Annotated in this window: 27 protein-coding genes and 1 pseudogene; 11 read left to right on the forward strand and 17 right to left on the reverse strand. The window is 72.6% G+C overall.

The features are described 5' to 3' along the window. Positions 1-40: 40 nt before the first annotated feature. On the reverse strand, positions 41-1,486 hold the full coding sequence (locus tag HEP85_RS06965) for a PLP-dependent aspartate aminotransferase family protein (protein WP_369657632.1): 1,446 nt from the start codon (positions 1,484-1,486) through the stop codon (positions 41-43). 60 nt (positions 1,487-1,546) lie between these two features. On the opposite strand from HEP85_RS06965, the gene HEP85_RS06970 reads away from it, so the two are divergent. Together HEP85_RS06970 and HEP85_RS06975 are read left to right on the forward strand one after the other, a co-directional pair. After that, positions 1,547-2,053: an Lrp/AsnC family transcriptional regulator gene (locus HEP85_RS06970; RefSeq protein WP_168527015.1), complete on the forward strand. Its 507-nt coding sequence runs from the start codon at positions 1,547-1,549 to the stop codon at positions 2,051-2,053. A gap of 63 nt (positions 2,054-2,116) precedes the next feature. Next, positions 2,117-3,808, forward strand: a complete 1,692-nt coding sequence (locus HEP85_RS06975) for a DUF885 domain-containing protein (RefSeq protein ID WP_168527016.1) — start codon at positions 2,117-2,119, stop codon at positions 3,806-3,808. Between the two features lie 85 nt (positions 3,809-3,893). Here the strand turns inward: HEP85_RS06975 and HEP85_RS06980 are convergent, their stop codons facing one another. Then, positions 3,894-4,379, reverse strand: coding sequence for a rhodanese-like domain-containing protein (locus HEP85_RS06980; RefSeq protein WP_168527017.1), 486 nt, complete (start codon positions 4,377-4,379; stop codon positions 3,894-3,896). A 166-nt stretch (positions 4,380-4,545) separates the two neighbouring features. Between HEP85_RS06980 and HEP85_RS06985 the strand changes: the two genes are divergently transcribed. After that, complete coding sequence (locus tag HEP85_RS06985; protein ID WP_168527018.1) at positions 4,546-4,992, forward strand: Lrp/AsnC family transcriptional regulator; 447 nt, start codon at positions 4,546-4,548, stop codon at positions 4,990-4,992. A gap of 9 nt (positions 4,993-5,001) precedes the next feature. Here HEP85_RS06985 and HEP85_RS06990 read toward each other — a convergent pair whose 3' ends face one another. From HEP85_RS06990 to HEP85_RS07005, 4 genes are all read right to left on the reverse strand, one after another. Beyond that, positions 5,002-8,004, reverse strand: coding sequence for an AAA family ATPase (locus tag HEP85_RS06990; protein WP_369657633.1), 3,003 nt, complete (start codon positions 8,002-8,004; stop codon positions 5,002-5,004). Next, positions 8,001-8,186, reverse strand: a complete 186-nt coding sequence (locus tag HEP85_RS06995) for a hypothetical protein (protein ID WP_168527019.1) — start codon at positions 8,184-8,186, stop codon at positions 8,001-8,003. The genes HEP85_RS06990 and HEP85_RS06995 overlap by 4 nt, the downstream gene beginning before the upstream one ends. Continuing rightward, positions 8,183-9,346 carry an exonuclease SbcCD subunit D gene (locus HEP85_RS07000; protein WP_168527020.1) on the reverse strand — a complete coding sequence of 388 codons (1,164 nt, stop codon included), beginning with the start codon at positions 9,344-9,346 and terminating at the stop codon, positions 8,183-8,185. Before HEP85_RS07000 ends, HEP85_RS06995 begins: the two co-directional genes overlap by 4 nt. A 69-nt stretch (positions 9,347-9,415) precedes the next feature. After that, positions 9,416-10,042, reverse strand: coding sequence for a YigZ family protein (locus tag HEP85_RS07005; protein WP_168527021.1), 627 nt, complete (start codon positions 10,040-10,042; stop codon positions 9,416-9,418). Between the two features lie 168 nt (positions 10,043-10,210). Between HEP85_RS07005 and HEP85_RS07010 the strand changes: the two genes are divergently transcribed. Further along, on the forward strand, positions 10,211-12,211 hold the full coding sequence (locus HEP85_RS07010) for an APC family permease (RefSeq protein WP_248001862.1): 2,001 nt from the start codon (positions 10,211-10,213) through the stop codon (positions 12,209-12,211). A gap of 12 nt (positions 12,212-12,223) precedes the next feature. Here the strand turns inward: HEP85_RS07010 and HEP85_RS07015 are convergent, their stop codons facing one another. From HEP85_RS07015 to HEP85_RS07025, 3 genes are all read right to left on the reverse strand, one after another. After that, positions 12,224-12,769 carry a histidine phosphatase family protein gene (locus tag HEP85_RS07015; RefSeq protein ID WP_168527022.1) on the reverse strand — a complete coding sequence of 182 codons (546 nt, stop codon included), beginning with the start codon at positions 12,767-12,769 and terminating at the stop codon, positions 12,224-12,226. Further along, positions 12,766-13,641: a hypothetical protein gene (locus HEP85_RS07020; protein ID WP_168527023.1), complete on the reverse strand. Its 876-nt coding sequence runs from the start codon at positions 13,639-13,641 to the stop codon at positions 12,766-12,768. Before HEP85_RS07020 ends, HEP85_RS07015 begins: the two co-directional genes overlap by 4 nt. A gap of 138 nt (positions 13,642-13,779) precedes the next feature. Then, entirely contained in the window at positions 13,780-14,445 is a 666-nt protein-coding gene (locus HEP85_RS07025) for an SDR family NAD(P)-dependent oxidoreductase (protein WP_168527024.1), read from the reverse strand. Positions 14,446-14,633: 188 nt separating this feature from the next. Here HEP85_RS07025 and HEP85_RS07030 point away from each other — a divergent pair, with 188 nt between their 5' ends. The 3 genes from HEP85_RS07030 (at position 14,634) to HEP85_RS07040 (ending at position 16,632) form a co-directional block, all read left to right on the forward strand. After that, a complete protein-coding gene (locus HEP85_RS07030; protein WP_168527025.1) occupies positions 14,634-15,524 on the forward strand; it encodes a helix-turn-helix transcriptional regulator in 891 nt (296 codons plus the stop codon). 181 nt (positions 15,525-15,705) lie between these two features. Then, entirely contained in the window at positions 15,706-16,113 is a 408-nt protein-coding gene (locus HEP85_RS07035; RefSeq protein WP_168527026.1) for a CoA-binding protein, read from the forward strand. 78 nt (positions 16,114-16,191) lie between these two features. Beyond that, positions 16,192-16,632 carry a GNAT family N-acetyltransferase gene (locus HEP85_RS07040; protein ID WP_168527027.1) on the forward strand — a complete coding sequence of 147 codons (441 nt, stop codon included), beginning with the start codon at positions 16,192-16,194 and terminating at the stop codon, positions 16,630-16,632. 32 nt (positions 16,633-16,664) lie between these two features. Here the strand turns inward: HEP85_RS07040 and HEP85_RS07045 are convergent, their stop codons facing one another. The 3 genes from HEP85_RS07045 to HEP85_RS07055 all read right to left on the reverse strand — a co-directional run bounded on the left by HEP85_RS07045 (position 16,665) and on the right by HEP85_RS07055 (position 18,760). Beyond that, the gene (locus HEP85_RS07045) at positions 16,665-17,513 is read right to left on the reverse strand and encodes an alpha/beta fold hydrolase (protein WP_168527028.1); all 849 of its coding nucleotides are present in this window, start codon (positions 17,511-17,513) and stop codon (positions 16,665-16,667) included. Positions 17,514-17,586: 73 nt separating this feature from the next. Then, positions 17,587-18,144 carry a YbaK/EbsC family protein gene (locus HEP85_RS07050; protein ID WP_168527029.1) on the reverse strand — a complete coding sequence of 186 codons (558 nt, stop codon included), beginning with the start codon at positions 18,142-18,144 and terminating at the stop codon, positions 17,587-17,589. A 43-nt stretch (positions 18,145-18,187) separates the two neighbouring features. After that, positions 18,188-18,760 (reverse strand): helix-turn-helix domain-containing protein, encoded by a 573-nt coding sequence (locus HEP85_RS07055; RefSeq protein ID WP_168527030.1) that lies wholly within the window; start codon positions 18,758-18,760, stop codon positions 18,188-18,190. 93 nt (positions 18,761-18,853) lie between these two features. On the opposite strand from HEP85_RS07055, the gene HEP85_RS07060 reads away from it, so the two are divergent. Then, complete coding sequence (locus HEP85_RS07060; RefSeq protein ID WP_168527031.1) at positions 18,854-19,711, forward strand: EamA family transporter; 858 nt, start codon at positions 18,854-18,856, stop codon at positions 19,709-19,711. Positions 19,712-19,747: 36 nt separating this feature from the next. On the opposite strand, the gene HEP85_RS07065 is transcribed toward HEP85_RS07060, so the two are convergent. Beyond that, entirely contained in the window at positions 19,748-20,545 is a 798-nt protein-coding gene (locus HEP85_RS07065) for an acyltransferase (RefSeq protein WP_168527032.1), read from the reverse strand. 117 nt (positions 20,546-20,662) lie between these two features. Between HEP85_RS07065 and HEP85_RS07070 the strand changes: the two genes are divergently transcribed. Further along, entirely contained in the window at positions 20,663-21,202 is a 540-nt protein-coding gene (locus HEP85_RS07070; protein WP_168527033.1) for a gamma carbonic anhydrase family protein, read from the forward strand. An 82-nt stretch (positions 21,203-21,284) separates the two neighbouring features. Here the strand turns inward: HEP85_RS07070 and HEP85_RS07075 are convergent, their stop codons facing one another. The 3 genes from HEP85_RS07075 to HEP85_RS07085 all read right to left on the reverse strand — a co-directional run bounded on the left by HEP85_RS07075 (position 21,285) and on the right by HEP85_RS07085 (position 23,120). Beyond that, the gene (locus HEP85_RS07075; RefSeq protein WP_168527034.1) at positions 21,285-21,932 is read right to left on the reverse strand and encodes a DedA family protein; all 648 of its coding nucleotides are present in this window, start codon (positions 21,930-21,932) and stop codon (positions 21,285-21,287) included. Positions 21,933-22,079: 147 nt separating this feature from the next. Next, the gene (gene cynS / locus HEP85_RS07080) at positions 22,080-22,523 is read right to left on the reverse strand and encodes a cyanase (protein WP_168527035.1); all 444 of its coding nucleotides are present in this window, start codon (positions 22,521-22,523) and stop codon (positions 22,080-22,082) included. A 144-nt stretch (positions 22,524-22,667) separates the two neighbouring features. Next, positions 22,668-23,120: a DUF4442 domain-containing protein gene (locus HEP85_RS07085; protein ID WP_211117861.1), complete on the reverse strand. Its 453-nt coding sequence runs from the start codon at positions 23,118-23,120 to the stop codon at positions 22,668-22,670. A gap of 149 nt (positions 23,121-23,269) precedes the next feature. Here HEP85_RS07085 and HEP85_RS07090 point away from each other — a divergent pair. Together HEP85_RS07090 and HEP85_RS07095 are read left to right on the forward strand one after the other, a co-directional pair. Continuing rightward, positions 23,270-24,306, forward strand: a pseudogene (locus HEP85_RS07090) (hypothetical protein). Positions 24,307-24,439: 133 nt separating this feature from the next. Further along, positions 24,440-25,786, forward strand: a complete 1,347-nt coding sequence (locus HEP85_RS07095; protein ID WP_168527037.1) for an MFS transporter — start codon at positions 24,440-24,442, stop codon at positions 25,784-25,786. Here the strand turns inward: HEP85_RS07095 and HEP85_RS07100 are convergent. Continuing rightward, a complete protein-coding gene (locus tag HEP85_RS07100) occupies positions 25,748-26,593 on the reverse strand; it encodes a spermidine synthase (protein ID WP_211117862.1) in 846 nt (281 codons plus the stop codon). The genes HEP85_RS07095 and HEP85_RS07100 overlap by 39 nt on opposite strands. Positions 26,594-26,631 lie beyond the last annotated feature (38 nt).

Consider the following 26,631-nt stretch of genomic DNA (forward strand, 5'->3'; position numbering starts at 1 on the left):
CTCAGGAGGCCCTGGGCACCTTGCCCGGGGCCTCCCCCGGTCAGACGGTGGCCGAACCCGCGTGTTCCTCCCGCAGGTTCCGGCCCCCTCCCTCCGCCGCACGTACCTCCGTCGCGCGTCCCAGGGCGCCGTCCAGGTCGGCCCACAGGTCCTCGACGTCCTCCAGTCCCACCGACAGGCGCAGCAGGCGGTCGCTCACGCCCGCACCGCGACGGTCGCCCTCGGCGACGATGCGGTGGCTGATGGACGCCGGATGCTGGATCAGGCTGTCGACGCTGCCGAGACTGACCGCGGGGGTGATCAGACGGACTCCGGCGATGACCTCGTGCGGGTCCCCGTGCACCTCGAAGGCGATCATGGCGCCGCCGATCCGCGGGTAGTGGACGCGGGTGACGCGCGGGTCGGCGGCGAGCCGGCCGGCGAGTTCCGCGGCGCCCGCGGACGCGGCCGTCACCCGTACCGGCAGGGTCGACAGCCCCCGCAGCAGCAGATATCCGGCCAGCGGGTGCAGGACGCCACCGGTGGCGAACCGCACCTGGCGCAGCCGCCCGGCGAACTCCTCGTCGCAGGCGACCACTCCGGCCATGACGTCCCCGTGCCCGCCCAGGTACTTGGTGGCGCTGTGCAGGACCAGGCGCGCCCCCTGCTCCGCGGGGCGTTGCAGCACCGGCGTGGCGAAGGTGTTGTCGGCGAGCAGCGGTACGGAGCCGCAGGCGTGCGCGACGGCGCGCAGGTCGATCTCGGCGAGCGTCGGGTTGGCCGGGGACTCGACCATGACCAGTCCGGTGTCGGGGCGCAGGGCGTCCTCGATGCCCGCCGGGTCGACCCAGGTCACCTCGGAGCCGAGCAGCCCGGCGGTGAGCAGGTGGTCGCTGCATCCGTACAGGGGCCGCACGGCGACGACGTGACGCAGGCCCATCGCGTTGCGTACGAGCAGGACCGCGCTCAGCGCGGCCATACCGCTGGCGAACGCGACCGCGCTCTCGGTCCCTTCGAGCCGGGCGAGGGCGGTCTCGAAGCGCGCGACGGTCGGATTGCCGAGGCGCCCGTAGACGGGCGGGCCCTCCGGTTCGGCGCCGTCGGCCGCGAACGCGTCGATGCGGGCGGCTTCGCCCCGGCTGTCGTACGAGGGATAGGTGGTCGACAGGTCGATCGGTGCGGCGTGCAGCCCGCTGCGGGCGAGATCCTCCCGCCCCGCGTGCACGGCCTCGGTGGCGAGAGCGCGGGAACGGGATTCGCCCCGCGGGTCGGGGATCCTGGTGTCGGCGGTGCCGGTGAGACCGGTACCGCCGACACCGGCAGTACCGGGTGTACTCGCGGTACCAGGTGTACTCGCAGTACCGGCGTCCGGCCCGTAGCCGCCCGGGGCCGTCCGCCCGCGCTCGTTGCCGCTACCGCTGCCGCTGCCGCTGCCGCTGCCGGAACCGATACCGGTGTCGCGTGTGCCGCGTATGTCCGCGTCCATGTCATCTCCGCCGAAGTCCATGCACAGCAGCCTGAACACCGGCCGGGGTCATGGCACCAGAACCCGTGTTACGTTCGGGCCATGGCCGATTCCGTCGTACTCGATCCGGTGGATCTTCATCTGCTGCGACTGCTGCAGAACGACGCCCGGACGACGTACCGCGATCTCGCCGCGCAGGTCGGAGTCGCGCCCTCGACCTGCCTGGACCGGGTGACACGGCTGCGCCGCGCGGGAGTCATTCTCGGCCATCAGCTGCGGCTCGATCCGGCGAAGCTCGGCCGGGGCCTGGAGGCGCTGCTGTCCGTGCAGGTCAGGCCGCACCGCAGGGAGCTGGTGGGTCCGTTCGTGGACCGGATCAGGGCACTGCCGGAATCCCGGACGGTCTTCCATCTCACCGGCCCCGACGACTACCTCGTGCTGGTCGCGGTCGCGGACATGGCCGACCTCCAGCGGCTGGTTCTCGACGAGTTCACCTCCCAGCGTGAAGTGGCCCGTGTGGAGACCCGGTTGATCTTCCAGCAGTGGGACTGCGGTCCGCTCCTGCCCCCTGCCGGGCCGGGCGCGACGCCCACAGCGAAATCGGGCTGATGCGGGCCAAAAGCCCGCTTTGACGGGCTGACGCGGCACCTCTTCCCGTATGAGGATGTCGGCATGTCAGAGACGAAGAACCCGATGCCCCGCGAGGTCGCCGACGCGTACGTCGACGACCTCGTCGCCCTCGACCCGGTCCTCGGTACGTACCTCGGTGTGAAGGAGAGTGCCGGCAGGCTCCCGGACACCTCGCCCGCGGGACAGCAGGCCCTCGCGGAGCTGGCACGGGCGACCCTCGCCCGACTCGACGAGGCGGAGCGGCAGCCGGGCGCGGACAGCGACACCGAGCGCCGTTGCGCGCGACTGCTGCGCGAACGACTGACCGCCGAACTGGCCGTCCACGACGCCGAGGAGGGGCTGCGGGCCGTCGGCAACATGCACACCGCCGCGCACGCCGTCCGGCAGGTGTTCAGCATCGCGCCGACCGGGACGGACGAGGACTGGGCCGCGATCGCCGAGCGGCTGCGCGCCGTGCCGGCCGCGCTGGCGGGGTACCGCGAGTCCCTCGCCCTCGGCCTGGAGCGCAAGCTCTACGCGGGTCCACGCCCCACCGCGACCTTCGTCGACCAGCTCACCGAGTGGTCCGCCCCGGACGCGCACGGCCGCGCCTGGTTCGAGGACTTCGTGACCGCGGGCCCCGACTCCCGGCGCGACGAACTGGACACCGCCGCGCGGACGGCCACCCGGGCCCTGGTGGAGCTGCGCGACTGGATGCGCGACGTGTACGCGCCCACGATCCAGGGCGCGCCGAACACGGTGGGCCGGGAGCGGTACGCGCGCTGGGCGCGTTACTTCAACGGTACGGATCTCGATCTCGACGAGGCGTACGCGTACGGCTGGGCCGAGTACCACCGGCTGCTCGCCGAGATGAGGACCGAGGCCGAGAAGATCCTGCCCGGCGCCGAGACGCCCTGGGTGGCGCTCGCGTACCTGGACGAGCACGGCCGGCACATCGAGGGTGTCGACGAGGTCCAGACATGGTTGCAGGGTCTGATGGACCGGGCGATCGACGCCCTGGACGGCACGCACTTCGAACTCGCCGAGCCGGTACGGCGGGTGGAGTCCCGGATCGCGCCGCCGGGCGGTGCCGCGGCTCCCTACTACACCGCGCCGTCGTCGGACTTCTCCCGGCCCGGCCAGACCTGGCTGCCCACGATGGGGCAGACCAGGTTCCCCGTGTACGACCTCGTCTCGACCTGGTACCACGAGGGCGTTCCCGGGCATCACCTCCAGCTCGCGCAGTGGGTGCACGTCGTCGAGGACCTCTCCCGCTACCAGGCGACCGTGGGCCTCGTGAGCGCCAACTGCGAGGGCTGGGCGCTGTACGCGGAGCGGCTGATGGACGAGCTGGGCTTCCTCGCGGACGCCGAGCAGCGACTCGGCTACCTGGACGCGCAGATGATGCGCGCCGCCCGGGTGATCGTCGACATCGGTATGCACCTCGAGCTGGAGATCCCGGCGGACTCGCCCTTCCACCCCGGCGAGCGCTGGACGCCCGAACTGGCGGAGGAGTTCTTCGGCGCGCACAGCAGCCGGCCCGCGGACTTCGTCGAGAGCGAGCTGACCCGCTATCTCTCGATCCCCGGTCAGGCCATCGGCTACAAGCTCGGTGAGCGGGCCTGGCTGCAGGGTCGCGCGAACGCGCAGCGGCGTCACGGGGACGGCTTCGACGCGAAGGCGTGGCACATGGCGGCTCTGTCGCAGGGTTCCCTGGGCCTGGACGACCTGGTGGACGAGTTGTCCCGGCTCTGACCGCCCCCGACGGCAGCCGGGTCCCGCCGCCGGGGCCCGGCCGCCGTCGGCGGTCCCCCGCGGGCCTGGCGGATCCGCCCCCCGCTCAGCAGCCGCAGTCCTCCGCGTTCACGGGCGCTGTCAACGGGTCCGGCCCGCGCCGCTCCCGCCCCTCCCAGGTCTCGAACTCGAAGCCCTCACGCACCCAGTACTCGAAGCCGCCGAGCATCTCCTTGACTCGGAAGCCGAGTTCGGCGAGGGCGAGTGCGGCGCGGGTCGCGCCGTTGCAGCCGGGTCCCCAGCAGTAGGTGACGACCGGCACCGACCTGTCGAGGAGCCGCTCGGCCTGTTCGGCGACGAGCGCGGTCGGCAGATGGATCGCACCGGGCACGTGCCCCTGGTCCCACGACTGGGTGGAACGGGAGTCGAGGACGACGAATCCGGGGTCCCCGCCGGCCGCGAGCGCGGCGGCGACGTCGGACACGTCGGCGTGGAAGGCGAGGCTCGCGCCGAAGTGGGCGACGGCCGCGGCCGGAGAGGCCGGGGCGACACGCAGTACGGCGTTCGTCACGGCCGGCGGGTCACTCGTCATGGATGCCATGGGTGCCGCGGGCGTTATGGGCTTCATAGGCGTCATGGGTGTCATGGGTGTCATGGGTGTCATGGCCGAAAATCTACGGGCGGTGGTCCCGCTCCTGAAGGGGCGATCCACGGCTTCCCTCTTGATCCGCCGGGGAATTCCCTGCTATTCCTCGCCCATGACCACGTATTCCCCGGACACCACCGACTGGCGCATCCTCGACGTCCTCCAGCGCGAGGGGAGGGTCAGTTTCGCCGAGCTGGCCCGCGCCGTCTCGATGTCCGCGAGCGCGGTCACCGAGCGGGTGCGGCGGCTGGAGGAGGCCGGCGTCATCCAGGGGTACGCGGCCGTCGTCGCCCCGGAGAACATCGGCCTGCCGATCCTCGCCTTCGTCCGGCTGCGCTACCCGAACGGCAACTACAAGCCGTTCCATGATCTCGTCGACGCGACGCCCCAGATTCTGGAGGCCCACCACGTCACCGGCGACGACTGCTTCGTCATCAAGGTCGCGGCCCGCTCGATGCGTCACCTGGAGGAGATCTCGGGCAGGATCGGCACGCTGGGCTCCGTGACGACGAGCGTCGTCTACTCCTCGCCGCTGCCCCGGCGCCCTCTGGGGCACTGACCCGGCGTCTCAGTCCGGGACGCCCCGCTGCCGTACGACCGATCCCGTTCTCCCCTTCACGACCTCCAACTGGGCGTGGATACGGCGCCGCAGGTCGGCGACATGACTGACGATGCCGACGCTGCGGTCACGCTCCCGCAGCGAGTCGAGCACGTCGAGGACCTCGTCGAGGGTCTGGTCGTCGAGGCTGCCGAAGCCCTCGTCGATGAAGAGCGTGTCGAGCCGCACCCCGCCGGCCTCGTCCGTGACGACGTCCGCGAGGCCGAGGGCCAGCGCCAGCGAGGCGAAGAACGTCTCGCCCCCGGAGAGCGTCGCCGTGTCCCGCTCCCGGCCGGTCCAGGCGTCCACGACGTGCAGTCCGAGCCCGCTGCGGCCGCGGCCCGCTCGGTCGTCGGAGTGGACGAGGGTGTAGCGCCCGGAGGACATGCGCTCGAGCCGTACCGTCGCGGCGGCGGCGACCTGTTCCAGGCGGGCGGCGAGGACGTACGACTCCAGGCGCATCCTGCGTTCGTTCTCCGCCGAGGTGCCCGCCGCGAGCCCCGCCATGCGCGCCACCCGGTCGTACTCCTCGCGCAGCGGTCCCAGGCGGCGTACGGACGTGGTCGCGCGCGCGGAGAGCCGGTCCAGTTCGGCGCAGCGCCGGGCGGCCGCGTCCTGGGCGGAGGCTGCGTCCCGCAGCCGCCGGGCGCCGGACTCGGCGGACTGTTCGGCCGCCCGCAGATCGACGGCCGGCCGCTGGGCCGCGGCGGTCGTGTCCGCCTCGGCGAGCACGGCGCGGACCGCGGCCTCCTCCGACTGCCAGGCGTCGAGGTGGCGTTGCAGCTCACGGTGGGCCGCGTTGTCGAGCAGCGCGGCGGCCGCGGCCTGCGGTGTGGAGAACCCGGCGCGGAAGGCCGCGTCGGCCAGTCGCGCGTCGGCGTCCTTGAGCCGCTGCGCGGCGTCCTCGGCCACCCGGACGGCGTCCGCGGCCTCGGTGAGCAGGGCGGCCCGTCGCTCCAGTTGCGCGGCGCGCGCGGCGACACTCTCGGCGGCGCCCCGGGCCTGCGTCAACTCCTCCTCCAGCAGGGCCCTTTCGCGGTCGAGGGTGTCACGGTGGGAGACCCGGGCCGCGGCCCGTAGTTCGGCCTTCTGCCGGGCGGCGACCCGTCGTTCGTGTTCGAGTTCGGCCTGGGCGAGACGCTCGCGGGCGGCGTGCAGCCCGGAAGCGGCGGCGTGGGCCTCGCCGTGCTCCCGCTCCAGTTCCGCTTCCTGCTCGGCGAGTCGGTCGGTCGGTGTGTCGCCCGCCTCGGCGGAGGCTGCGGCGAGCGCCTCGCGTACGACACCGAGGCGGCGCTCGTCCTCGGTCGCCTTCGCGTCGGCGCGCTGGTGGACGGCGAGGGCGCGCTCCTCCGTCTCCCGGTCGACGTGTCCGGCGATCTTCCGTGCGGGCGCCGGGTGTTCGGTGGCGCCGCAGACGGCGCAGGGATCTCCGTCGACGAGTCCGGCGGCGAGTTCCGCGGCGATGCCGTTGAGTCGCTGTTCCTTCAGGTCGAGCCAGCGAGCGCGTGTGTCCGTCGCGTGCGCGCGGGAGGCGAGGGCGCGCTCGTGGGCGTCGTCCGTGTCCCGGGCGAACTGGTCGCGCTCGCGGGCGGCCCGCAGCCGGGCCCGCGCGGGGTCGCGCCGCACGGCCAGCTGCTCGGCGCGGGTCGCGGCCTCCTGCGCGGTCCCGATGCGCTCCTGGAGACCGGTGCGGGTGGTCTCCCAGGTGGCGAGCCAGCTCTCGGCGTCCTGCAGGACGTCCTCGTCGGCGCGCTCCTGGCGGTCCAGGCCGGCGCGCTCCTCGGTGAGTTCACCGAGCCGGCGCTCGGCCCGGCGGGCCGAGGCCAGGCCGCCCAGTTCCTCGGCCGCCCTGCGCGCGTCCGCCGCGAGCCCGGGTGCGCCGGCGTCGGCGAAGGACGCCGGGAGGGCGGCACGCGCGTGCGCCTCGGCCATGACAGCACGCCGGTGCTCGGCCTCGCCGGCGTCGCGCAGGTCGAGTGCGGGTGCCACCGCCTCGGCCTTGCGGCCCCGCTCCATGCGGGTCAGTGCCTCGCGGTGGGAGTCCGAGCGCTCCTCCAGCCGCGCGGCGCGCTCCCGCGCCTCGGTGAACCTGCGCTGCAGCCGGGCCACTTCCCGTACGTCGTCGAGTTCGCGGTCGGCGGCGGCCTGCGCGGACTCGGCGGCCGAGACCGCGCTGTGCGCGACGGTCAGCCGCTCGCGGGCCGTGCCGCGGGCGACGGCGGCCCAGGCCAGGACGGCCTCGGCGAGGCCCGGGTCGCCGGGCGCGAGGTCGGGCAGCGGCACCTCGGCGATGTCCCCGGCGGCCTGCTGCATGCGGTGGGCGTCGGCGAGCAGCGCGGCGTCCCCGTCGCGCACCTCGGCCTCGGCTGCGCGCCGGCGTTCGCTGAGGCGCTTCTCGACCTCGGCGAAGCGGTGGGTGTCGAAGAGGCGCCCGAGGAGCTTGCCGCGGGCCTCGGCGTCGGCCCGCAGGAAGCGGGCGAAGTCGCCCTGAGGCAGCAGTACGACCTGACAGAACTGTTCACGGCTCATGCCGAGCAGCTGGGTGATCTCCTCGCCGATCTCCTGGTGGGAACGGCTGAGGTCCTTCCAGGAGCCCGCCGGACCCTCGTACTCGCGCAGCCAGCTCTGGGCCTTTTCGGTGGTCGTGCCCGTGCCGCGCTTCTTCGGACGGGCCCAGGGGGGCTGCCGGGTGATCTCCAGCCGGCGTCCGGCGACGGTGAGTTCGAGGCGGATCTCGGTGCGGGTGGCGGGGGCCGCGTGGTCGCTGCGCAGGGTGAGACCCTGGCCGCTCTGGCGGGCGCCCGGGACCGCTCCGTACAGCGCGTAGCAGACGGCGTCGAGGACGGACGTCTTGCCCGCGCCCGTCGGTCCGTGCAGCAGGAAGAGTCCGGCGGCCGACAGCTCGTCGAAGTCGACCTTCTGGGTGGTCCCGAAGGGCCCGAAGGCGGTGATGTCCAGACGGTGCAGCCTCATCGGCCCCCCTCGCTGTCGTCGAAGCGGTCCACGTCGTGGCAGTCCACGTCGCGGCAGTTCCCCTCAGGACAGTTCCCGTCGAAGCGGTCCCCGCCGAAGTCGTCCCGGCCGGTGCGGACGGTGGTGGGGCGGGCGGCGGTGAGACGGGCGGCGGCGCCGGGCCCGCGTGCCGGTGGTGTCACCGGGCGACCTCCCGTACGGCCTCGTCGGCGTGGACGGCGTCGAACGCCTCCCGCAGCACGGCCTGTTCCCGGGCGTCGGGACCCGTGCCGCGCACATGGGCCACGAAGTCCTCGGCGATCTGCTGTTCGCTGCGGCCCGCCAGCCGTCGGGCGTACGACACGTCCGGGTCCTCGGGAGTCCGCTCGGGGTCGAAGACCAGGCTGAGGGTGTGCGGGAAGCGCTCGGTCAGCCGGGCCATCGGCTCGGCCGGGCGCACCGGATCGGTGAGGGTGGCCTCGACCCACGCCTCCTCGTGACGCGTCAGCTCCGGGTCGGCGAGCAGGTCCTCCAGCCGCCCCCGGACGCGGGCGAGTGCCCGGGGTACGGGGCAGTCGACCCGCTCGGCGTCGAGCGAGCCGTCCGGGCCCAGGTCGACCAGCCACATGCTCTTGCGGTGGTCCGCCTCGGAGAAGGAGTACGGCAGCGGCGAGCCGGAGTAGCGGACCCGCTCGGTGATGGTCTGGCTGCCGTGCAGATGGCCCAGCGCCACGTAGTCGACTCCGTCGAAGACCCCGGCCGGGACGGCGGCGACACCACCGACGGTGATGTCCCGCTCGCTGTCGCTGGCCGCTCCTCCGGTGACGAAGGCGTGGGCGAGGACCACGGAGCGGGTGCCTGGCGGCCGCGCGGCGAGGTCGGCGCGGACCCGGTCCATGGCGGCGGCGAGCACGGACTCGTGTCCCGCCCTGTCCACTGCGAACTCGTCCTTCACCAGGGCCGGTTCGAGGTAGGGCAGGCCGTAGAGGGCGACGTCGCCGTGCGCGTCGGCGAGGACCACGGGCGTGCCGGACGCCGAGGGCTCGGTCCGCAGGTGGATTCCGGCCCGCCCGATCAGCCCGGCCCCGACGCCGAGTCGGCGCGCCGAGTCGTGGTTCCCGGAGATCATCACCGTGGGCACCCCGAGGTCGGCCAGCCGGTGCAGGGCGTCGTCGAAGAGCTCGACGGCCGCGAGCGGCGGGACCGCACGGTCGTACACGTCCCCGGACACGACCACCGCGTCGACACCGCGCTCGCGCACGGTCGTGACGAGATGGCCGATGAACTCGGCCTGGGCCCCGAGCATCGTCACCCGGTGGAATGCCCGGCCGAGGTGCCAGTCGGACGTGTGCAGAAGCCTCATAATCCCCGAGACTAACGGGCGGGTCGGACATCACGGGCGGCTACTCCCGTATCGGCCCGCACCGCCCGCCTATGCGTCCCCGTACGCCTCTCCGCCCAGTTCGAACCCGGCCGTCCCCGCCGTCGCGTCCGCGAGCCAGGCCCGGAACGCCGTCACGTCGGCGTCCGGCAGTCCGATCTCGATCGTGACGGCCTCGCCGTAGCGCACGTCGCGCACCTCGCGCCCGGTGGCGCGCAGGTCGTTCTGTACTTTGCCCGCGCGCTGGTGGTCCACGGTGACGGTGGCCAGCCGGAAGCGTCTGCGCGTCAGGGTGCCGAGCGCGTCCAGCGCCTCGCCCACCGATCCGCCGTACGCCCTGATCAGTCCGCCCGCGCCGAGCTTGACCCCGCCGTAGTAGCGGGTGACGACGGCGACGACGTACCGCATGTCGCGGCGCAGCAGCATCTGGAGCATGGGGACGCCCGCGGTGCCGCCGGGTTCGCCGTCGTCGCTCGCCCGCTGGACGGCGGCGTCGGCTCCGATGACGTACGCGAAACAGTTGTGGGTGGCGTCCGTGTGCTGTCTGCGGACGCTCGCGACGAAGTCCTGGGCCTCCTGCTCGGTGGCCGCCGGGGCGAGGGCGCACAGGAAGCGGGAGCGGTTGATCTCGGTCTCGTGCACACCCGCGCGGGCCACTGTGCGGTACTCGTCCTGCATCCGGCCAGCGTATGCGCTGCGGGCGCGCGCGGCGGACGGCGGAGCCCGGAGGCGCCGCCTTCCGGCGCGGTCGCCCCGGCGCGGGCCCTCGCGACGCCGTGGTGGATACTCGCTCCTCGTTGCCCGAAGCCGGACCGCCGGCCCGATCGATCGCAGGGAGATCGCAGCATGACCGGCACCCAGGTGGACAACGCAAACAACGCAGACCCTGCCCAACCCGCGGATCGCGGGCCCTCCGTCGCCGCGCCCCGCTGGCGGGCGTGGCTCCTGGAGGGCCTCAGTGCGCAGTCGGCCCGGCACCCGGGCCCGCACGCCACCCCGGACAGCGAACACCAGGGCCACACCTGGTGGCGGGTGATGTGTCTCACCGGCGTCGACTACTTCTCCACGCTCGGCTACCAGCCGGGCATCGCCGCCCTCGCGGCCGGACTGCTCTCCCCGCTCGCCACGCTCGTCCTGATCGCGCTGACCCTGCTCGGCGCGCTGCCGGTCTACCGCCGCGTCGCCAAGGAGAGCCCGCACGGCGAGGGCTCGATCGCGATGCTGGAACGGCTGCTTCCCTGGTGGGCGGGGAAGGTCTTCGTCCTGGTGCTGCTCGGTTTCGCGGCCACCGACTTCCTGATCACGATCACCCTGTCCGCGGCGGACGCCTCCGCGCACGTCGTGGAGAACCCCTTCGCCCCGCACTGGACGCACGGCGCGAACGTGTGGATCACCCTTCTGCTGGTGGCCGCGCTGGGCGCGGTCTTCCTGAAGGGCTTCAAGGAGGCCATGGGTATCGCCGTGGCGCTCGTGGCCACGTATCTCACGCTCAACGTCGTCGTCCTGGTCACCGCCGCCTGGCAGGTGCTGAGTCACCCGCACAAGGTCGGCGACTGGACCGACGCGATGACGACGGAGCACTCCTCGCCGCTCGCGATGGTCGGTGTGGCGCTTCTGGTCTTCCCCAAGCTGGCGCTCGGCATGTCCGGCTTCGAGACCGGTGTGGCGGTGATGCCGCAGGTCAAGGGCGATCCCACGGACACGTACGCGAAGCCGGCGGGCCGGATCCGTGAGACCCGCCGACTGCTCACCACGGCCGCCGTGATCATGAGCTGTTTCCTGCTGCTGTCCAGCCTGGCGACGACGATCCTGATCCCGCAGGGCGAGTTCGAGAGCGGCGGCTCGGCGAACGGCCGCGCGCTCGCCTACCTCGCGCACCAGTACCTGGGCGAGGGCTTCGGCACGGTCTACGACATATCGACCATCGCGATCCTGTGGTTCGCCGGAGCCTCCGCGCTGGCCGGCCTCCTCAACCTCGTCCCGCGCTATCTGCCCCGTTACGGCATGGCTCCCGAGTGGACGCGCGCCGTCCGTCCCCTGGTGCTCGTCTTCATGGCGGCCGCGGTGCTCATCACCCTCTGGTTCGACGCGAACGTCGACGACCAGAGCGGCGCGTACGCGACCGGTGTGCTGGTCCTGATGCTCTCCGCGTCGTTCGCCTCGGCGGTCGCCGTGCACCAGCGCGGCCACCGCGCCGCGGCGATCGGCTTCGGCGCGATCACCGCGGTGTTCGGCTACACGCTGGTCACCAACGTCATCGAGCGGCCCGACGGCATCAAGATCGCGCTGATCTTCATCCTGGCGATCCTGCTCACCTCGTTCGCCTCCCGCGTGCGCCGCGCCTTCGAACTCCGCGCCGCCGAGGTCACCTTCGACGAGGCGGCGGCGCGGTTCGTCGACGAGGCCGCGGCGAGCGGGCCGCTGCTGCTGATAGCGAACGAACCGCACGAGCACAGCACGCGGGAGTACCGCGCCAAGGAGTACAGCCAGCGCGAGCAGACGCACATACCGGACGGCCGTCCCGTGCTGTTCCTCGAGATCTTCGTGACCGACTCCTCGGACTTCACGGCCGACGTCGCCGTGCACGGCGACGAGAAGCACGGGGTGCGCAGGCTGCGCGTCGAGGGCGCCACGGTGCCCAACACCATCGCGGCCGTCATGATGCGGTTGCGCGACCGCACCGGCCAGGTCCCGCACGCCTACTTCAACTGGACCGAGGGCAACCCGCTGAGCCACCTGGTCCGTTTCCTCGTCTTCGGCGACGGCGAGGTCGCCCCCGTCACCCGCGAAGTGCTCCGCCGCGCCGAGCCCGACCCGGAACGGCGGCCGCGCGTCCACGTGGGCTGATCCTCAGGACTTTCAGGGCTTCTTCCGGCCCCGCGGCACGATCATGTCCGTCAGCAGGGCCACGCCCGGGGTGAGCGCTTCCCAGGAAGCTCCGTGCCAGGCCAGGACGGCCATGGCGGAGGTCGGGAACTTGGTCCGTACGTCGTCCAGCGCGTCGTCGAGACTGTCCTCGGCCAGTTCGAGGACCAGTTCCTGAAGCCCCGGATTGTGCCCGATCAGGAGCAACGTCATCATCTGGTCGGGGACTTCGTGCACGGCCGCGAGCAACTCCGGTGCGCCTGCGCCGTACAGGCGCCGGTCGAACCGCGCGGGCGGCGGGGTGCCCCACTGCTGCGCCGCCAGCTCCCATGTCTGGCGGGCGCGCACGGCGGTGGAGCACAGGGCGAGGTCGGGCAGGCAGTCGGCGTCCGCGAGGGCCCGCCCGGCCGCTGGCGCGTCGCGGCGGCCACGAGGGGCGAGGGGCCGGTCGTGGTCGCCGATGCCCGTGGGCCAGGCGGACTTGGCGTGTCTGAGCACGACCAGTCTGCGCAGCGGGCCGGCTCCGGCGCGTGCGATCACCACTGCGTCCCGATGTCCCGGGTGAGTTCGAGTCCGAGCAACCGGTCCGCGTAGGCGTACGTCTCGAAGCGGGCGCCGTCCGGCACGTCCTCGGCATGCTCGACGCGCCGCAGCACCTCCAGCACGGCGGGTACGTCGAGGTCGTCCTCCCATGCGGCGCGCAGCTCCTGGCGTACGTGCTCGGGAACGGGCTTGGACGGCCGGGTGGCCCAGCCGGCGACGGCCTCGCGCCAGCGGCCGAGCGTCTCGCGGGCGCCGTCGAGGTCGGCGGCGGCGAGGTCGAGGGACTGCCGGCGCGGGGCCGCGAGCAGGATCATCCGCAGCAGCGAGGGATCGGCGGTGCCGCTCACCGGGGCGACCTCGATACGGACGCCGTCGAGGTCGGCGTCCGAAGGCGCCGGGATCACGGGGCCCTGGCCGGCGGGGGCCGTGTCCGTGGGCGTCGGGTCCGTGGACGTCGGGTCGGTGGAGTTCTCGCCCATGGAGGTCGAACCCATGGAGGTCGCGCCCATGGTGGTCGCGTCCATAGGGGCCGCCTCCTCGGAGGCCGAGCGTCCTGGGGCCGGGCCCTCGGGGGCTCCGCTCGCGGAGGCGAGCACGTGCAGGGCCGGACCCGCGCCGCCCCGCTCGCCCTCGGCCCGGCGGATGCCGAGCGCATCCGCGCGCGCCCTGAGCGCCGCTGGCGGGTCGGCCACCGTGGCGACGGGGGTGCCGCCGAGTTCCAGGGCTCTGGCGAGCACGTCGGCGACCAGCAGGACCCGCAGCGCGGACAGGTCGTCACGCTCCACGTGCGCCTCGACGCGGGTCAGGCCCCGGCGGGCGCGGACGGCGTCGACGGTCTCGCCCGTTCGGGCGTCGGTGATACGCAGCACGAGGTGAGCGTAGGCGGCCGGAGGGCCGGGCGCAGGAAGGTGGCCCGCATTCCGGACAGTCGGCACGCTGAGCGCCGGGCGCATCGGGAGGACGGCGGTGGGCGGGGAGGGCGCCCCCCGGCCGGGCGAGGCGCCGGGTCAGGCGTCGAGGTCGTCGGCGAAGTGCCGGTATCCGTGCCGGTCCCGGTGGATGGTCCACAGGGCCTCCGCGAGGGCGTCGGGGTCCTTCCTCGGGTGCCCGGGGATGATCGCGCCGGGGATGACGAACTGCGCGACGTGAATGCCGTCGGGGGCGAGCGCCTCGTGCAGCAGATGGCCGTAGGCGCTTTCGGCGGCGAAGGCGATGGAGGTGCCGGCGCGTTCGGTGTGCGGAATCGCGGCGGTGCCGCCGTTCACGAACAGGACGGTGCCACGGCCGAGTTCCCGCATGCCGGGCAGCACCTGGCGCACGGCGACGACGGGACCGTACACCGAGAACTCGATCGGGCCGACGAGGTCGGCGACGTCGGTCTCCAGGACGGGCCGCATGAAGTCCCGGTGCGGGACCGGGCTGTACTGCAGGACCTCGATGGGTCCCAGCGTCGCGGTGGCGGCGTCGAGAGCCGCCTCCAGGGCGGCCGGGTCGCGGACGTCGGCGGCGAAACCACTCGCCGTCAGACCCTCGCCGGCCAGCTCGGCGGCGAACGCACGCGTCCGGTCCGCGTCGCGCGAGATGAGGGCGACGTCGAAGCCCGCGCGGCCGAACCGCCGCGCGACCGCGGCTCCGAGGCCCGGTCCGGCTCCGACGATGGCGATGGTGGTCATGGTCTTCCTCGGGTGGTTGCGGTTTCGGGGCGGGCGTACCGATCCGGGCGGGCGATCAGCCCAGTGTGTCGATGACGAACCGGTAGCGCATCCCGGCGGACCCCGCTGCACCAGGAAGGGCGTACGGGGGGTGACACGGTCCCCCGCTCTCCTGCCGTGCAGGTCACAGGGCTGCCACACTGGTGCCCATGGCACGCGAGCGGCAGAACGGCAGCAGCGGCGGCACGGATCTGGGGAGCTTCCTGCGCGCCCGCCGTACCCATGTGTCCCCGGAGGAGGCCGGTCTCAGGATCGGCCCCGCCCTGCGCCGCGCGCCCGGTCTGCGCCGCGAGGAGCTGGCCTCGCTCGCCGGGGTGAGCATCGACTACTACACACGCCTGGAGCGCGGCCGGGAGACCCGTCCCAGCCCCGCGGTCGTGGACGCCCTCGCCGGTGCCCTCCGTCTGGACGCGCAGGAGCACGAGCACCTGCGCGACCTCGTCGCGGGCGCCGTCCGTGGTGCGCCCCGGGCACCGGTGACCCCCAGCCGGTCCGTGCGGCCCGGTGTCAGGCTGCTCCTGGAGAACCTGCGGCCCAACCCCGCGCACGTGATCAGCCGTACGGCGGACGTGCTCGCCTGCAACCCGGGCGGGATGCGGCTCCTCGCCGGCCTGGACAAGTGGCCGGTGCGCGAGCGCAACGTGGCACGCTATGTGCTCCTGCACCCGGACGCGCCCTCACTGTTCGACGACTGGGACGAACAGGTCCGTGCCTGCGTCGGCCGGATGCGCGCCCTCGCCGGCACCGACCCGGACGCTCCCGACCTGGCGGAACTCGTGGACGAACTCCTCGTCAAGAGTCCCGATTTCGCACGCCTGTGGGACCACTACGACGTACGGCTGCGCTCTCACGGGCACAGGACGTTCCACCATCCGGAGGTGGGCGACCTGACCCTGGGCTACCAGTCCATGCACCTCGAAGGCACCCCCGGCCACCGGCTCGTCGCGTACTACGCCGAGCCCGGCACTCCCGGGTACGACGCGATGACCCTGCTCGACACGAGGGCGGACCGGCGCGGTCCGCGGACCGTGAGCGGCTGAGGCGGCAGCAGGCGGCTGCCGGCGGGGATCGGTACCGGCCGACCCCGGGCCGACGTCTGCGCACTTCACCGGGGAACCAGAGAATCGGGGAATCGGGGAATCGGGGAATCACCGTGTGCCGTCCGCTGTTCCCCGGCTGAACACCGATGACATTCCCCGACAGGCACCCCGGAGGACGACCGTGTACGGCGACCCTGCGACGATCCGCAAGATCCTGAACGAACTCGGCGACACCTGGGCGATCGTCGGCCTCTCGTCGAACGAGGGGCGTGCGGCGTACGGAGTCGCCGACGTCCTGCGGCGTCACGGCAAGCGGATCGTCCCCGTGCACCCGAAGGCCGAGACCGTCCACGGCGAGAAGGGCTATCCGTCGCTCGACGCGATCCCGTTCGACGTCGATGTCGTCGACGTCTTCGTCAACAGCGACCTCGCCGGGACGGTGGCCGACGAAGCCGTCGCGATCGGCGCCAAGGCCGTCTGGTTCCAGCTCGGCGTCGTCGACGAGGCCGCGTACGACCGTACGCGCGCCGCCGGGCTCGACATGGTCATGGACCGCTGCCCCGCCATCGAGATCCCCCGCCTGGGCTGACCGGGTCCCCCGCACCGCCGCGGACCCGTGCGCCCCACTTGGTTGACGCCGCGCGCGTCGGCCGGGTTTGCTGCTGCGGTGTCGACTCTTCTCTTCCGGCGGCCGGCCGACGAACCCGGCCTCGAAGCCTGGCGTCACGTCCACAACGTGATCGTCCCTCCCGCCGCCCTGTCGCTCGACGAGGTCCGGGAGCGGGCCGGCCGCAACCTCCTGGAGGTCGTCCACCTCGGCGACGTCCTGGTGGGCTGCACGACCGTGCGCCCGCCGAAGGAGGACTCCTCGACGGCGACGGTGATCGCCCGGGTGCTGCCCGAGCACCGGGGGCGGGGATTCGGCGGGGAGCTGTACGAGCGTGGGCTGGAGCAGGCGCGAACGCTGGGCGCCGAGGTGATCGAGACGGTCGTCCTCGCCTCGAACGCGGACGGGCTGCGCTTCGCCCTGAAGCACGGATTCGCCGAGACCGAGCGCTACGTCCTGCCGGGCGACACCGCGGAGTGGGTCGACCTGCGGCTGACCTGATCCGACGGGCCGGCCGGCAAATCCTTCGGACGTCACCGCTCCTGGTCGAGAAAGGCCACGACGGTCTCCGTGAAGAACCGCGGGTCGTCGAGCCACGGGAAGTGCCCGGCACCCGGCTGGACGACCAGGCGGGCCCCGGGGATCAGCTCCGCGACGCCGGCGGCGACCCGCGGCAGTGGTCCGCCGTCCAGTTCCCCCGCGAGCAGCAGGACCCTGCCGGTCGGCGGGGCGACGGCGGCGCGGGCCGCGACGGGCTGGAAGGCACCGGCCGAGGCGTACAGGTCCGCGGCCTCCTCATTGGTCTGTCCGACCTCGGCCGCCGAGTGCGCCCGCGCGGTGGCGTCCCAGCGGCCGTAGAAGAAGGGGGCGGCGGCGTCCCAGTCGGCGTCGGCCACCGACCCGGCCCAGATCCTCTCGAAGGCCTCGTACGCCTCCTCGAACCACGGCTCCGCCCCGCGCAGCGCGGCCGCCTCCCGGCGGTGTTCCAGGGTGAAGTCGACACCGAGGGCTCGCGCACGGGCGGTCACCAGGGTGAGGGTGCGCACCCGGTGCGGATGCGCGGCCGCGTGGAGCAGCGCGAGGTCGCCGGCCGCCGAGTGGGCGAGGAGATCGACGCGGTCCAGCCCGAGATGTGCGCGGAGGGCCTCGACGTCCCCGACCTGCCGGTCGCAGCGGTACGTCGCCGGGTCGGCCGGGACGGCGGAGTCGCCGGTTCCGCGCGGATCGAGCAGGTACAGCCGGCGGTGCCGTGCCAGCCCGCCGAGATCACCGAGGTAGGCGGAGGCCCGCATGGGGCCGCCGGGCAGACAGACCAGCGGCTCGCCCTCCCCCACGACGTGGTAGGCGAGCGTGGTTCCGTCGGGGGCGGTGAAGGTCGGCATGACGACATCCTCGTGACCGCACGCGGACCACCACAACCGGTTGACCGATCTACACCCCCGGGGGTCCGACCCGTCAGGCGACTCCGAGCCCCTCGATCACCACGGCGTTCGGCAGTTCCCCGAACGCCTTGCCCGGCACCAGCAGTTTGCCGCGCCGCCGGCCGCTGCCGACGAGGACGTACGGCAGTTCGACGACCGCCTGGTCCACCAACACGGGCCAGTCACCGGGCAGTCCGACGGGTGTGATGCCGCCGTACTCCATGCCGGTCTCCCCGGTCGCCGTGTCCATGGAGGCGAACGAGGCCTTGCGGGCACCGAGTTGGCGACGGACGACTCCGTTGACGTCGACCCGGGTGGTGGAGAGGACCAGACACGCGGCGAGCGTGTTCTCCCCGCCACGCCTGCCCGCGACGACCACGCAGTTGGCGGACTGTTCGAGCAGTTCCTTGCCGTAGTGCTCGACGAAGGTCGCGGTGTCGGCCCAGGCGGGGTCCGTGTCGACGTACACGATCCGCTCGGCGGGGACGGTGCCTCGCCAGGCGCGTACGGCGTCGGCGACCGGGCCGACGAGTTCGCCGAGGCACTCGGGAGCGGGCGTGGCGTGGTCGAAGTGTCCGATGGGAGCGCGCATGGCCGCACGGTAACAGCCGCTCAGGGGCGCCCGGTCGGGCGTCTCAGTGCACGAGCGGGACCGATACCGCCATGACCATTTCCACGGGTACGTCGCCGTCATTGCCGTACCGGTGCGCGGTGTTGGCCTCGAAGGAGGCGCTCGCCCCCGCCGGCACACGGTGGGCCACACCGTCGACAGTGAGGGTCAGATCGCCCACCATGACATGGACGAGCTCCACGGTGCCCGTGGGGTGCGGGTCGGAGGGGCTGCCCTCGCCCGGCATCAGGCGCCAGTCCCACATCTCCAGCGGGCCGGGGGCCTCGGTGCCCGCGAGCAAGCGGTTGTAGCTGCCCGCGTCGGTGTGCCACAGCCGTACGGCCTGCTCCGCCGGGACGATACGGACCTTGGGGCCCTGTTCGTAGTCGAGGAGCGTGGTGATGCTGACACCCAGGGCGTCGCCGATCTTGACGACGGTTCCGAGGCTGGGGTTGGTCCTGGCCTGCTCGATCTGGATGAGCATGCCGCGGCTGACTCCGGCGCGGCCCGCGAGCGCTTCCAGGGTGAAGCCGCGCTCGGTGCGCCAGCGCTTCACGTTGCGCGCCAGGGACTGGGTCAGCAGGTCGAGATCCGACACGTTCCGTCCAATATTATGAATGACAGAGTTCAATAAAGTGAACTATGGTGTGGTGCACCCGATCGTTCACCGAACTGTACTGCGAGGCGACTCATGACAGCGCTCTTCGCCCTGGCCACCAGCCTCCTGTGGGGCCTGGCCGACTTCGGCGGGGGCCTGCTGACCCGGCGGACCCCCGCCCTCACCGTGGTCGTCGTCTCGCAGGCGGTCGCGGCCGCCGTTCTCGGCGTGATCGTGGTCGCGACCGGCGCCTGGAGCGAGGCGGGACCACGGCTGTGGTTCGCGGCCGCCGCCGGCCTGGTGGGACCGGTCGCGCTGTTCTCGTTCTACAAGGCCCTCGCCCTGGGTCCGATGGGCGTGGTCTCACCCCTCGGCTCCCTGGGCGTCGCCGTCCCGCTCACCGTGGGCCTCGCCCTCGGTGAGCGGCCCGGCCCGCTGCAGTTCGCGGGCATCGCGGTCGCCGTCGCCGGTGTGGTCCTCGCGGGCGGTCCGCAGTTCAGGGGCGCCCCCGTGCAGCGGCAGGCGATCCTGCTGACGCTGCTCGCGGCGCTCGGTTTCGGCACGGTGTTCGTCCTGATCGCGGAGGCGTCCTCGTCGGTCACGGGACTGTTCCTCGCCCTGTTCGTGCAGCGGGTGACCAACGTGGTCGCGGGCGGCACGGCGCTGTGGGCCTCGGTGCGGCACGGCTCCGCCGAGCTTCCCGACGGCGGCTTCCCCTGGCGCGCTCTCCCGGCGTTCGCCTTCGTCGGCCTCGCCGACGTGGCGGCCAACGGCACCTACTCCGTCGCCGCCCACCACGGTCCGGTGACGGTGGCCGCCGTGCTCGCCTCCCTCTACCCGGTGGTCACGGCCCTGGCCGCGCGCGGCTTCCTCAGCGAGCGGCTCCGCGGAGTCCAGGCGGCGGGCGCGGGCCTGGCGCTGGTCGGCTCGGTCATGCTCGCGACGGGTTGAGTCGGCACGGTCACGCTCACGACGGGTCGGGTCGGGTCAGGACTCGGCGCGTACGTCCGCGGCCGGTTCTCCGGCCGCGAGGTCCAGCTCCGCGAGCCGGGCCACGGCCTCCTCGTCCAGCCCCGACAGCGCGAGCAACTGCTCCGGGGTGACACCGTCGGGGATCGGCACGGGCGCCGGCGTCCGCAACGGCGGCTGCCATCCGGCCGCCGGATCCCAGCGCCGTACGACCCGGGCCGGAGCGCCCGCCACGACCGCGTGGTCGGGCACCGCGCCACGCACCACCGCGCCGGCCGCCACCACGACGTTCCGTCCGATCCGCGCCCCCGGCAGGATCACCGCCCCGGTGCCGATCCAGCAGCCGGGACCGATCTCCACCGGCTCCATCCGGGGCCACTGCTTGCCGATGGGCTCGTGCGGATCGTCGTAGGAGTGGTTGGTGGACGTCACGTACACGTACGGCCCGAAGTAGCAGTCGCTGCCGATGGTGACCGTCGTGTCGGCGATGACGTGGCTGCCGCGGCCGAGCACCACGCCGTCGCCGAGGCGCAGGATCGGGTCGGGGCCGAGGTCGAGGTCGGGCATCAGTCCCGCGGTGAGGGTGACCTGCTCGCCGACGATGCAGTGGTCGCCGAGGTGGATCCAGGGTTCGCCGAAGACGGTGCCGAGCGGGAAGGCGAGTCTGGTACCTGTTCCGATCGCCCCGAAGCGCAGCCGCCCCGGGTGCTCGGCCGTGACCGAGGCCGTGCGCTGCACCCAGGCCCAGCCCGCGTGGACGGCGCGCTGCACGAGACGGCGCCGCCATGACGAGAACGCGTTCCTGTTGCTGGGCACTCGCTCACGGTACTCAGGGGAAGAAGGGGCCAGCAGAGAACCCGGCTGTGATCTTCGCCCCACCGGGTCGCGGATCATGGCATACGGTGCCGGTGTACCGACGACGAGGAGGCGGCGATGACGCAGCAGGCGCTGATCATGGGGATCGGCGGCAAGGATCCGCGGGTGGACCCGGAGGCGTTCACGGCGCGCACGGCGGTACTCGTCGGGGACGTCACCCTGCGGGCGGGCGCGAGCGTCTGGTACGGCGCGGTGCTGCGGGCCGACTGCGGGCCGATCGTCATCGGCGCCGACAGCAACATCCAGGACAACTGCACCCTGCACGTGGATCCCGGCTTCGCCGTCACCGTGGGCGAGCGGGTCTCGGTCGGGCACAACGCCGTGCTGCACGGGGCCACCGTCGAGGACGACTGCCTGATCGGGATGGGGGCCACCGTCCTCAACGGGGCGGTGATCGGCGCCGGTTCGCTGGTCGCGGCCCAGGCCCTGGTCCCGCAGGGGATGCGGGTCCCGCCCGGCTCGCTGGTGGCGGGCGTACCCGCGAAGGTCAAGCGCCCGCTGACGGAGGAGGAGCGCCAGGGCCTCACGCTCAACGGCACCTTCTACGTGGAGCTGGCGAAGGCCCACAAGGACGCGACGGAGAACGCCGGGAGCTGAAATCCCCTCGGAGGTGCACGGAACCGCGTGACCGGTCGCGGCCGGCCCGCCGATGCCGCGGCACCGGTCCCGCTGACGGGTCCTACTCGGCGGCGACCGGCTCCGGCTGTGCCTCGTCCACCTCGGCGGACACCCGCTTCGCCCGGCGCCTGACGACCAGCATCGAGGCGAGCCCGATGAGCACCGCCAGCGCCAGTCCGACCCACGAGAACCGCTTCAGCCAGGACTCGGCGACGACACCGACGTAGTAGATGACCGCCGTGGTGCCCCCGGCCCAGATGATCCCGCCGAGCACGTTGGCGATCAGGAACTTCCAGTACGGCATCTTCAGCACACCGGCGAGCGGCCCCGCGAAGATGCGCAGTAGGGCGATGAAGCGGCCGAAGAAGACGGCCCACATGCCCCATTTCTGGAAGGACCGCTCGGCCGTCGCGATGTGTCCCGGACCGAAGTGCCGGGGGAACTTCCGGCCGAGCCAGGCCAGCAGGGGCCGTCCGCCCTTGCGGCCGATCGCGTAGCCGATCGAGTCGCCGACGACCGCGCCGAGGCTGGCGCACGCCCCGAGGATGACGGGGTTGATCCCCGAGTGCTGCGAGGACAACAGCGCCGCCGAGACCAGGACGATCTCGCCGGGCAGGGGTATACCCAGGCTCTCCAGGCCGATGACGAGGGCCACCAGCGCGTAGATGCTGACCGCGGGCACCGTCTCGAGCCAATCCTGGACGTGCAACGCCGGTTCCTCCCCGTCATGTGTCTCCCGGCATGCGCTCGTGCGAGCGCATGCCGGGAAGCCTACCGCTCGGCCGAGCGCGGCGGAGTCCGACAGTTGGCACCGGTGTTCCCGCTGTACAGCCGCGCTCCCCCGGCAGCGGGCTCGCTACCACTGATAGGGCAGGTACTTCCCGTCGAGGGTGATGACGACCCGGTCACCCTGGGGGTCGGGCACGCGCCGCACGTCGAGGCGGAAGTTGATCGCGCTCATGATGCCGTCACCACACTGCTCGTGGATCAGCTCCTTGATCGTCGGACCGTAGACCTGGACGACTTCGTAGAGCCGGTAGATCGTGGGGTCCACGGGGACCGCGGTGTCCAGGGCGCCGCGGGTCGGCTGGAGCTGGAAGGCGAGGACGGCGTCGTCGCCGAGTTCGAGAAGCGCCGCGGCCGTCGCCGCCTCCTCCTCGCGCATGGGGTGCTGCCCGAGCAGCGCGGCCGTCGTCCACGCGAGCGGTTTGCCGACCGCTTCGGCCAACTGTGCCCAGGTGACCCCTGTATTCACCTTGGCCTGACGGACGGCTTCGGCGGCTTCACGCTTGCTGAGCATGCACATCTCCGTTCCTGGAGAACGACGTCGACACGTCGGGCCAGCCTAGGAGAACGCTCATTCTCTGACAATGGTGCCGAGAACGGCGGACGGCCCCGTCCGGTCAGGTGCCGGAGGGGCCGTCCGCCGTTGCGAGTGATTCGCTCAGCCGTTCGGCCGCAGGGTCCACACGACGGTCATCTCTCCGGTGACGGCGCCGTCCGCGCGCTGGATCGCGATGGAGACGGGGAACTCGGGGCGCTGCCCCGCGTCGAGTTCGGCCACGACGTCGGCGGCCGGGCGGCCGAGGGTCGCGGTGGCGGTGACCGGCCCCATCGCCAGCTTCTTGTAGGCGATCTCCGCCCTCACCGCGAGCGGCACGGCACGCGAGAGCTGCTCCCCGAAGGCGGCGAGGACGATCGCCCCGCTCGCCGACTCGCCGAGGGTGAACATCGCTCCGGCGTGCGGGCCGCCGACGTGGTTGTGATAGTCGCTCTGGTCCGGGAGGCTCACCACGGCCTTCTCCGGCGTGGTCTCCACGAACTCGAGATTGAGGGTCCGGGCCATCGGGACCGTGGCGGCGAGCATCTCGCCGATCGTCATCTGGTCTGCGCTCATACCCGAATGTTACCCATGAGTAGAAAATCTTGGCCAGCACCCGGGCATGTGAAGAAAACGAAAAAATCCGGACCCGATCTCTGACCGGTACATGCCTGAAGAGGAGCAGTGACCGAAACGTGTCACAGCCACTACTAGGGTTACTGCCCATGTGGCCAGGACAGCAGCCGCCCGGGGGCGAGCAGAACCCGCAGAACCAGAATCCTCAGCAGCCCAACCCGTATCAGCAGCCGGGGTACCAGCAGCCGAATCCGTATCAGCAGCCCGGATACCAGCAGTCCAATCCGTACGGGCAGCCGCAGTGGGGGACCGTCCCGGAGTCGCCCGGGGCGCCTCAGGTGCCCGGCGGTCCGGGGGGAGGGAAGGGGGCGGCGGCAACAGGACGAAGATCACCGCCATCGTCGCGGCCTCGGCCGTCGTGATCGCGGCGGGCGTCACCGGCTTCCTCGTCCTGGGCGGCAAGGACAAGGACGACAAGGCGGGCGGCGATCCGTCCACGTCCCCGAAAGCGTCCGCCTCGACGTCCCCGAGCGCGAGCGGGAGCGGCGACAACCCGCGCGGCACCGACGACGAGAAGGCGACCGTCGCGGGCTGGAAGGTCGTCGTCAACCCCAAGTGGGGCACCGCGTTCGACGTCCCGGCGGACTGGAACGTCAGCACGCCCGGCACCTTCATCGGCTTCGAGGACGAGAAGAAGGGCGACGGTTCCGCGATCATCGGCATGTCCGCGCCCGCCTTCCTCAAGGAGAAGTGGTGCACGTCCGACGACGACAAGGACGGTCGTACGGACGACACGGCGCTGGCCGCCGCGGGCACCAAGGGGCAGAGCGGCGCCAAGAACACCGGCGACGTAGCCCGCAACGACTCGGCCTGGTGGGTCTTCGGCGGCTACACCGACCAGAAGGACGCGTCGAAGAAGCTGCTCAGGATCGGCAAACCGACGGCGTACACGACGGCTTCCGGCATCACGGGCAGCGTCGCCAAGACGTATTCGAGCGGCGTCCCGAAGAAGGGCAAGTGCGACTCGGACGGCAAGGCGACCACGTTCGCCTTCAAGAACTCGGCGGGCGACTTCGTGTCCTGGACGCTCTACGGCGCGAAGGGGGTCGGCGAGGAGGTGCCGGACGCCACGGTCCAGAAGATATTGAGCACGGTCCGGTTGCACGGTGAGCCGACGGGGTCCTGAGCGGTGCGCGGTGAGCCGACGGGCTCGTGAGCGACCCCGGGGAGTCCTGAGCCGCCGTTCGGAGACGTGAGCGGTGCGCGGAGGGCGCGCACCGGGTTTGGCAAGTCGGGCACCGGGCGGCGAAAGTGGCCCGGTGACCTCTGCCGCCGACCTCCGTCGACACCCGCGCCGTCCTTCCTGGGCGGGCCGGAACTACACCTTGCTGACCGCCGCCGCGGTCGTCACCAACCTGGGCAGCCAGGGCGCGCTGATCGCCGCGGCGTTCGCGGTGCTCGAAACGGGCGGCGACGGAGGCGACGTCGGCCTGGTGGCGGCGGCGCGGACACTGCCGCTGGTCCTCTTCCTGCTGATCGGCGGCGCGGTCGCGGACCGGCTGCCGCGCCATCGGGTGATGGTCGCGGCCAACGCCCTCAACTGCGTCTCGCAGGCGGCGTTCGCGCTTCTGGTGCTGTCCGGCGAACCGCGGCTGTGGCAGATGCTGCTGCTGTCCGCGCTCGGCGGTACCGGTCAGGCGTTCTTCAGTCCGGCCGCCGAGGGCATGCTGATGTCCTCGGTCGACGGAGAGCAGGCGAGTCGCGCCTTCGCCATGTTCCGGATGGCGATGCAGGGCGCGGGACTCGGCGGGGCGGCCCTCGGCGGGGCGATGGTGGCGGTGATCGGGCCGGGCTGGGTGCTCGCGGTGGACGCGGTGGCGTTCGCCGTCGCCGGGGCGCTGCGCTCGTTCCTGGACGTGAGCCACATACCGCCGCGCCGGCCCGGCGGCGGGCTGCTCGCCGATCTCCGCGAGGGCTGGCAGGAGTTCGTCGCACGGCCCTGGCTGTGGACGGTCGTCGCCCAGTTCTCCGTGGTGGTCGCGGTCGTGGGCGCCGCCGACGCGGTCTACGGTCCGCTGGTCGCCCGGGACAGCCTCGGCGGGCCCGGGCCCTGGGGTCTGGCCCTCGGCGCGTTCGGTGCGGGCACGGTCGGCGGCGCGCTGCTGATGACCCGCTGGAAGCCGCGCCGACTGCTGCTCGCCGGCACCCTCTGTGTGTTCCCGCTCGCCGCGCCGGCCGCCGCGCTCGCGGTGCCGGTGGCGGTGGTGCCGCTGTGCGCCGTGATGTTCGTCAGCGGGGCGGCGATAGAGGTGTTCGGCGTCTCGTGGATGACCGCGCTGCACCAGGAGATCCCCGAGGACAAACTCTCGCGCGTCTCGGCGTACGACTGGTTCGGCTCGATCGCGATGGTCCCGCTCGCCACGGCCCTGGCGGGCCCGGCGGAGCAGGCCTTCGGCCGGACGGCCGCCCTGTGGAGCTGTTCGGCGCTGGTCGTCCTGGTCACCGCGGCGGTGCTGTTCGTACCGGACGTACGGAATCTGACCCGGCGGACCAAGCCCGTGGCACAGGGATCGCCGTCGGCGGACGTACGGCGCGCGTCATCGCCTCCGGCGGACGTCCTGCGTGCGTCAGCCGATGCCGAAGGCTCCGCCGGGCGGCTCGGGTGAGGGGACCGCGTCCTCGTCGCGGACGGGTACGGCACCGCCGATGAACCTGCGCAGCGCGGGACCGTGTTCCACCCGCGCCGGGAACGCGTCGGAGGCGGTACGACGGGCGAGGGCGGCCGTGTCGAACGGGTGGTGGGAGGCCACCAGCACCGCGTTGCCGAAACGCCGTCCGCGCAGCACGCCAGGTTCGGCGATCACCGCCAGTTCCTCGAACACCGTCGAGAACGTGGCGAGTTGGGAGCGCAGGAAGGTGAAGGGGGCGGAGTCGGCGAGGTTGGCCAGGTAGACGCCGTCGTCGCGCAGGACCCGCCCGGCGGCATGGGCGTACGCCGTGGACGTCAGGTGCGCGGGGACACGCGAGCCGCCGAAGACATCCGCGATCACGATGTCGACGGAGGCGGGCGCCGCGGCTTCGAGCCACTCCCGGGCGTCCGCGCCGTGCACGGTGACACCGGCGCCGTCGGCCATGGGCAGGTGCTCGCCGATCAGGGCCAGCAGACCCAGGTCGGCCTCGACCACGTCCTGACGTGCGCCCGGCCGGGTCGCGGCCACATAGCGGGGCAGTGTCAGCGCGCCGCCGCCGAGGTGCAGCACGTCCGGTCTCCGTCCCGGCGCGACGACCGTGTCCAGTACGTGCCCGAGCCGTCGCGCGTACTCGAACTCCAGATGCGTGGGCTCGTCGAGGTCCACGTACGACTGCGGTGCCCCGTCGACCGTCAAGAGCCAGGCCCGCTTCCGGTCGACGTCCGGCATCAGCTTGGCGGTCCCGTGATCCACGGCCCGCATCACGGGTATCGGCTCGTCCACGCGTCCATTGTGCCGCCCCGGCCTCGCGCAGGGCGCCG

The organism is Streptomyces sp. RPA4-2, assembly GCF_012273515.2.
In the GTDB taxonomy this organism is placed as follows: domain Bacteria; phylum Actinomycetota; class Actinomycetes; order Streptomycetales; family Streptomycetaceae; genus Streptomyces; species Streptomyces kaempferi.

Bases quoted from the DNA above. Each gene is read 5' to 3' on its own strand.
- HEP85_RS06965 (WP_369657632.1), bottom strand. From the start codon at position 1,486: ATGGACTTCGGCGGAGATGACATGGACGCGGACATACGCGGCACACGC.
- HEP85_RS06970 (WP_168527015.1), top strand. From the start codon at position 1,547: ATGGCCGATTCCGTCGTACTCGATCCGGTGGATCTTCATCTGCTGCGA.
- HEP85_RS06975 (WP_168527016.1), top strand. From the start codon at position 2,117: ATGTCAGAGACGAAGAACCCGATGCCCCGCGAGGTCGCCGACGCGTAC.
- HEP85_RS06980 (WP_168527017.1), bottom strand. From the start codon at position 4,379: ATGACGAGTGACCCGCCGGCCGTGACGAACGCCGTACTGCGTGTCGCC.
- HEP85_RS06985 (WP_168527018.1), top strand. From the start codon at position 4,546: ATGACCACGTATTCCCCGGACACCACCGACTGGCGCATCCTCGACGTC.
- HEP85_RS06990 (WP_369657633.1), bottom strand. From the start codon at position 8,004: ATGAGGCTGCACCGTCTGGACATCACCGCCTTCGGGCCCTTCGGGACC.
- HEP85_RS07000 (WP_168527020.1), bottom strand. From the start codon at position 9,346: ATGAGGCTTCTGCACACGTCCGACTGGCACCTCGGCCGGGCATTCCAC.
- HEP85_RS07005 (WP_168527021.1), bottom strand. From the start codon at position 10,042: ATGCAGGACGAGTACCGCACAGTGGCCCGCGCGGGTGTGCACGAGACC.
- HEP85_RS07010 (WP_248001862.1), top strand. From the start codon at position 10,211: ATGACCGGCACCCAGGTGGACAACGCAAACAACGCAGACCCTGCCCAA.
- HEP85_RS07025 (WP_168527024.1), bottom strand. From the start codon at position 14,445: ATGACCACCATCGCCATCGTCGGAGCCGGACCGGGCCTCGGAGCCGCG.
- HEP85_RS07030 (WP_168527025.1), top strand. From the start codon at position 14,634: ATGGCACGCGAGCGGCAGAACGGCAGCAGCGGCGGCACGGATCTGGGG.
- HEP85_RS07045 (WP_168527028.1), bottom strand. From the start codon at position 17,513: ATGCCGACCTTCACCGCCCCCGACGGAACCACGCTCGCCTACCACGTC.
- HEP85_RS07050 (WP_168527029.1), bottom strand. From the start codon at position 18,144: ATGCGCGCTCCCATCGGACACTTCGACCACGCCACGCCCGCTCCCGAG.
- HEP85_RS07060 (WP_168527031.1), top strand. From the start codon at position 18,854: ATGACAGCGCTCTTCGCCCTGGCCACCAGCCTCCTGTGGGGCCTGGCC.
- HEP85_RS07070 (WP_168527033.1), top strand. From the start codon at position 20,663: ATGACGCAGCAGGCGCTGATCATGGGGATCGGCGGCAAGGATCCGCGG.
- cynS (WP_168527035.1), bottom strand. From the start codon at position 22,523: ATGCTCAGCAAGCGTGAAGCCGCCGAAGCCGTCCGTCAGGCCAAGGTG.
- HEP85_RS07085 (WP_211117861.1), bottom strand. From the start codon at position 23,120: ATGAGCGCAGACCAGATGACGATCGGCGAGATGCTCGCCGCCACGGTC.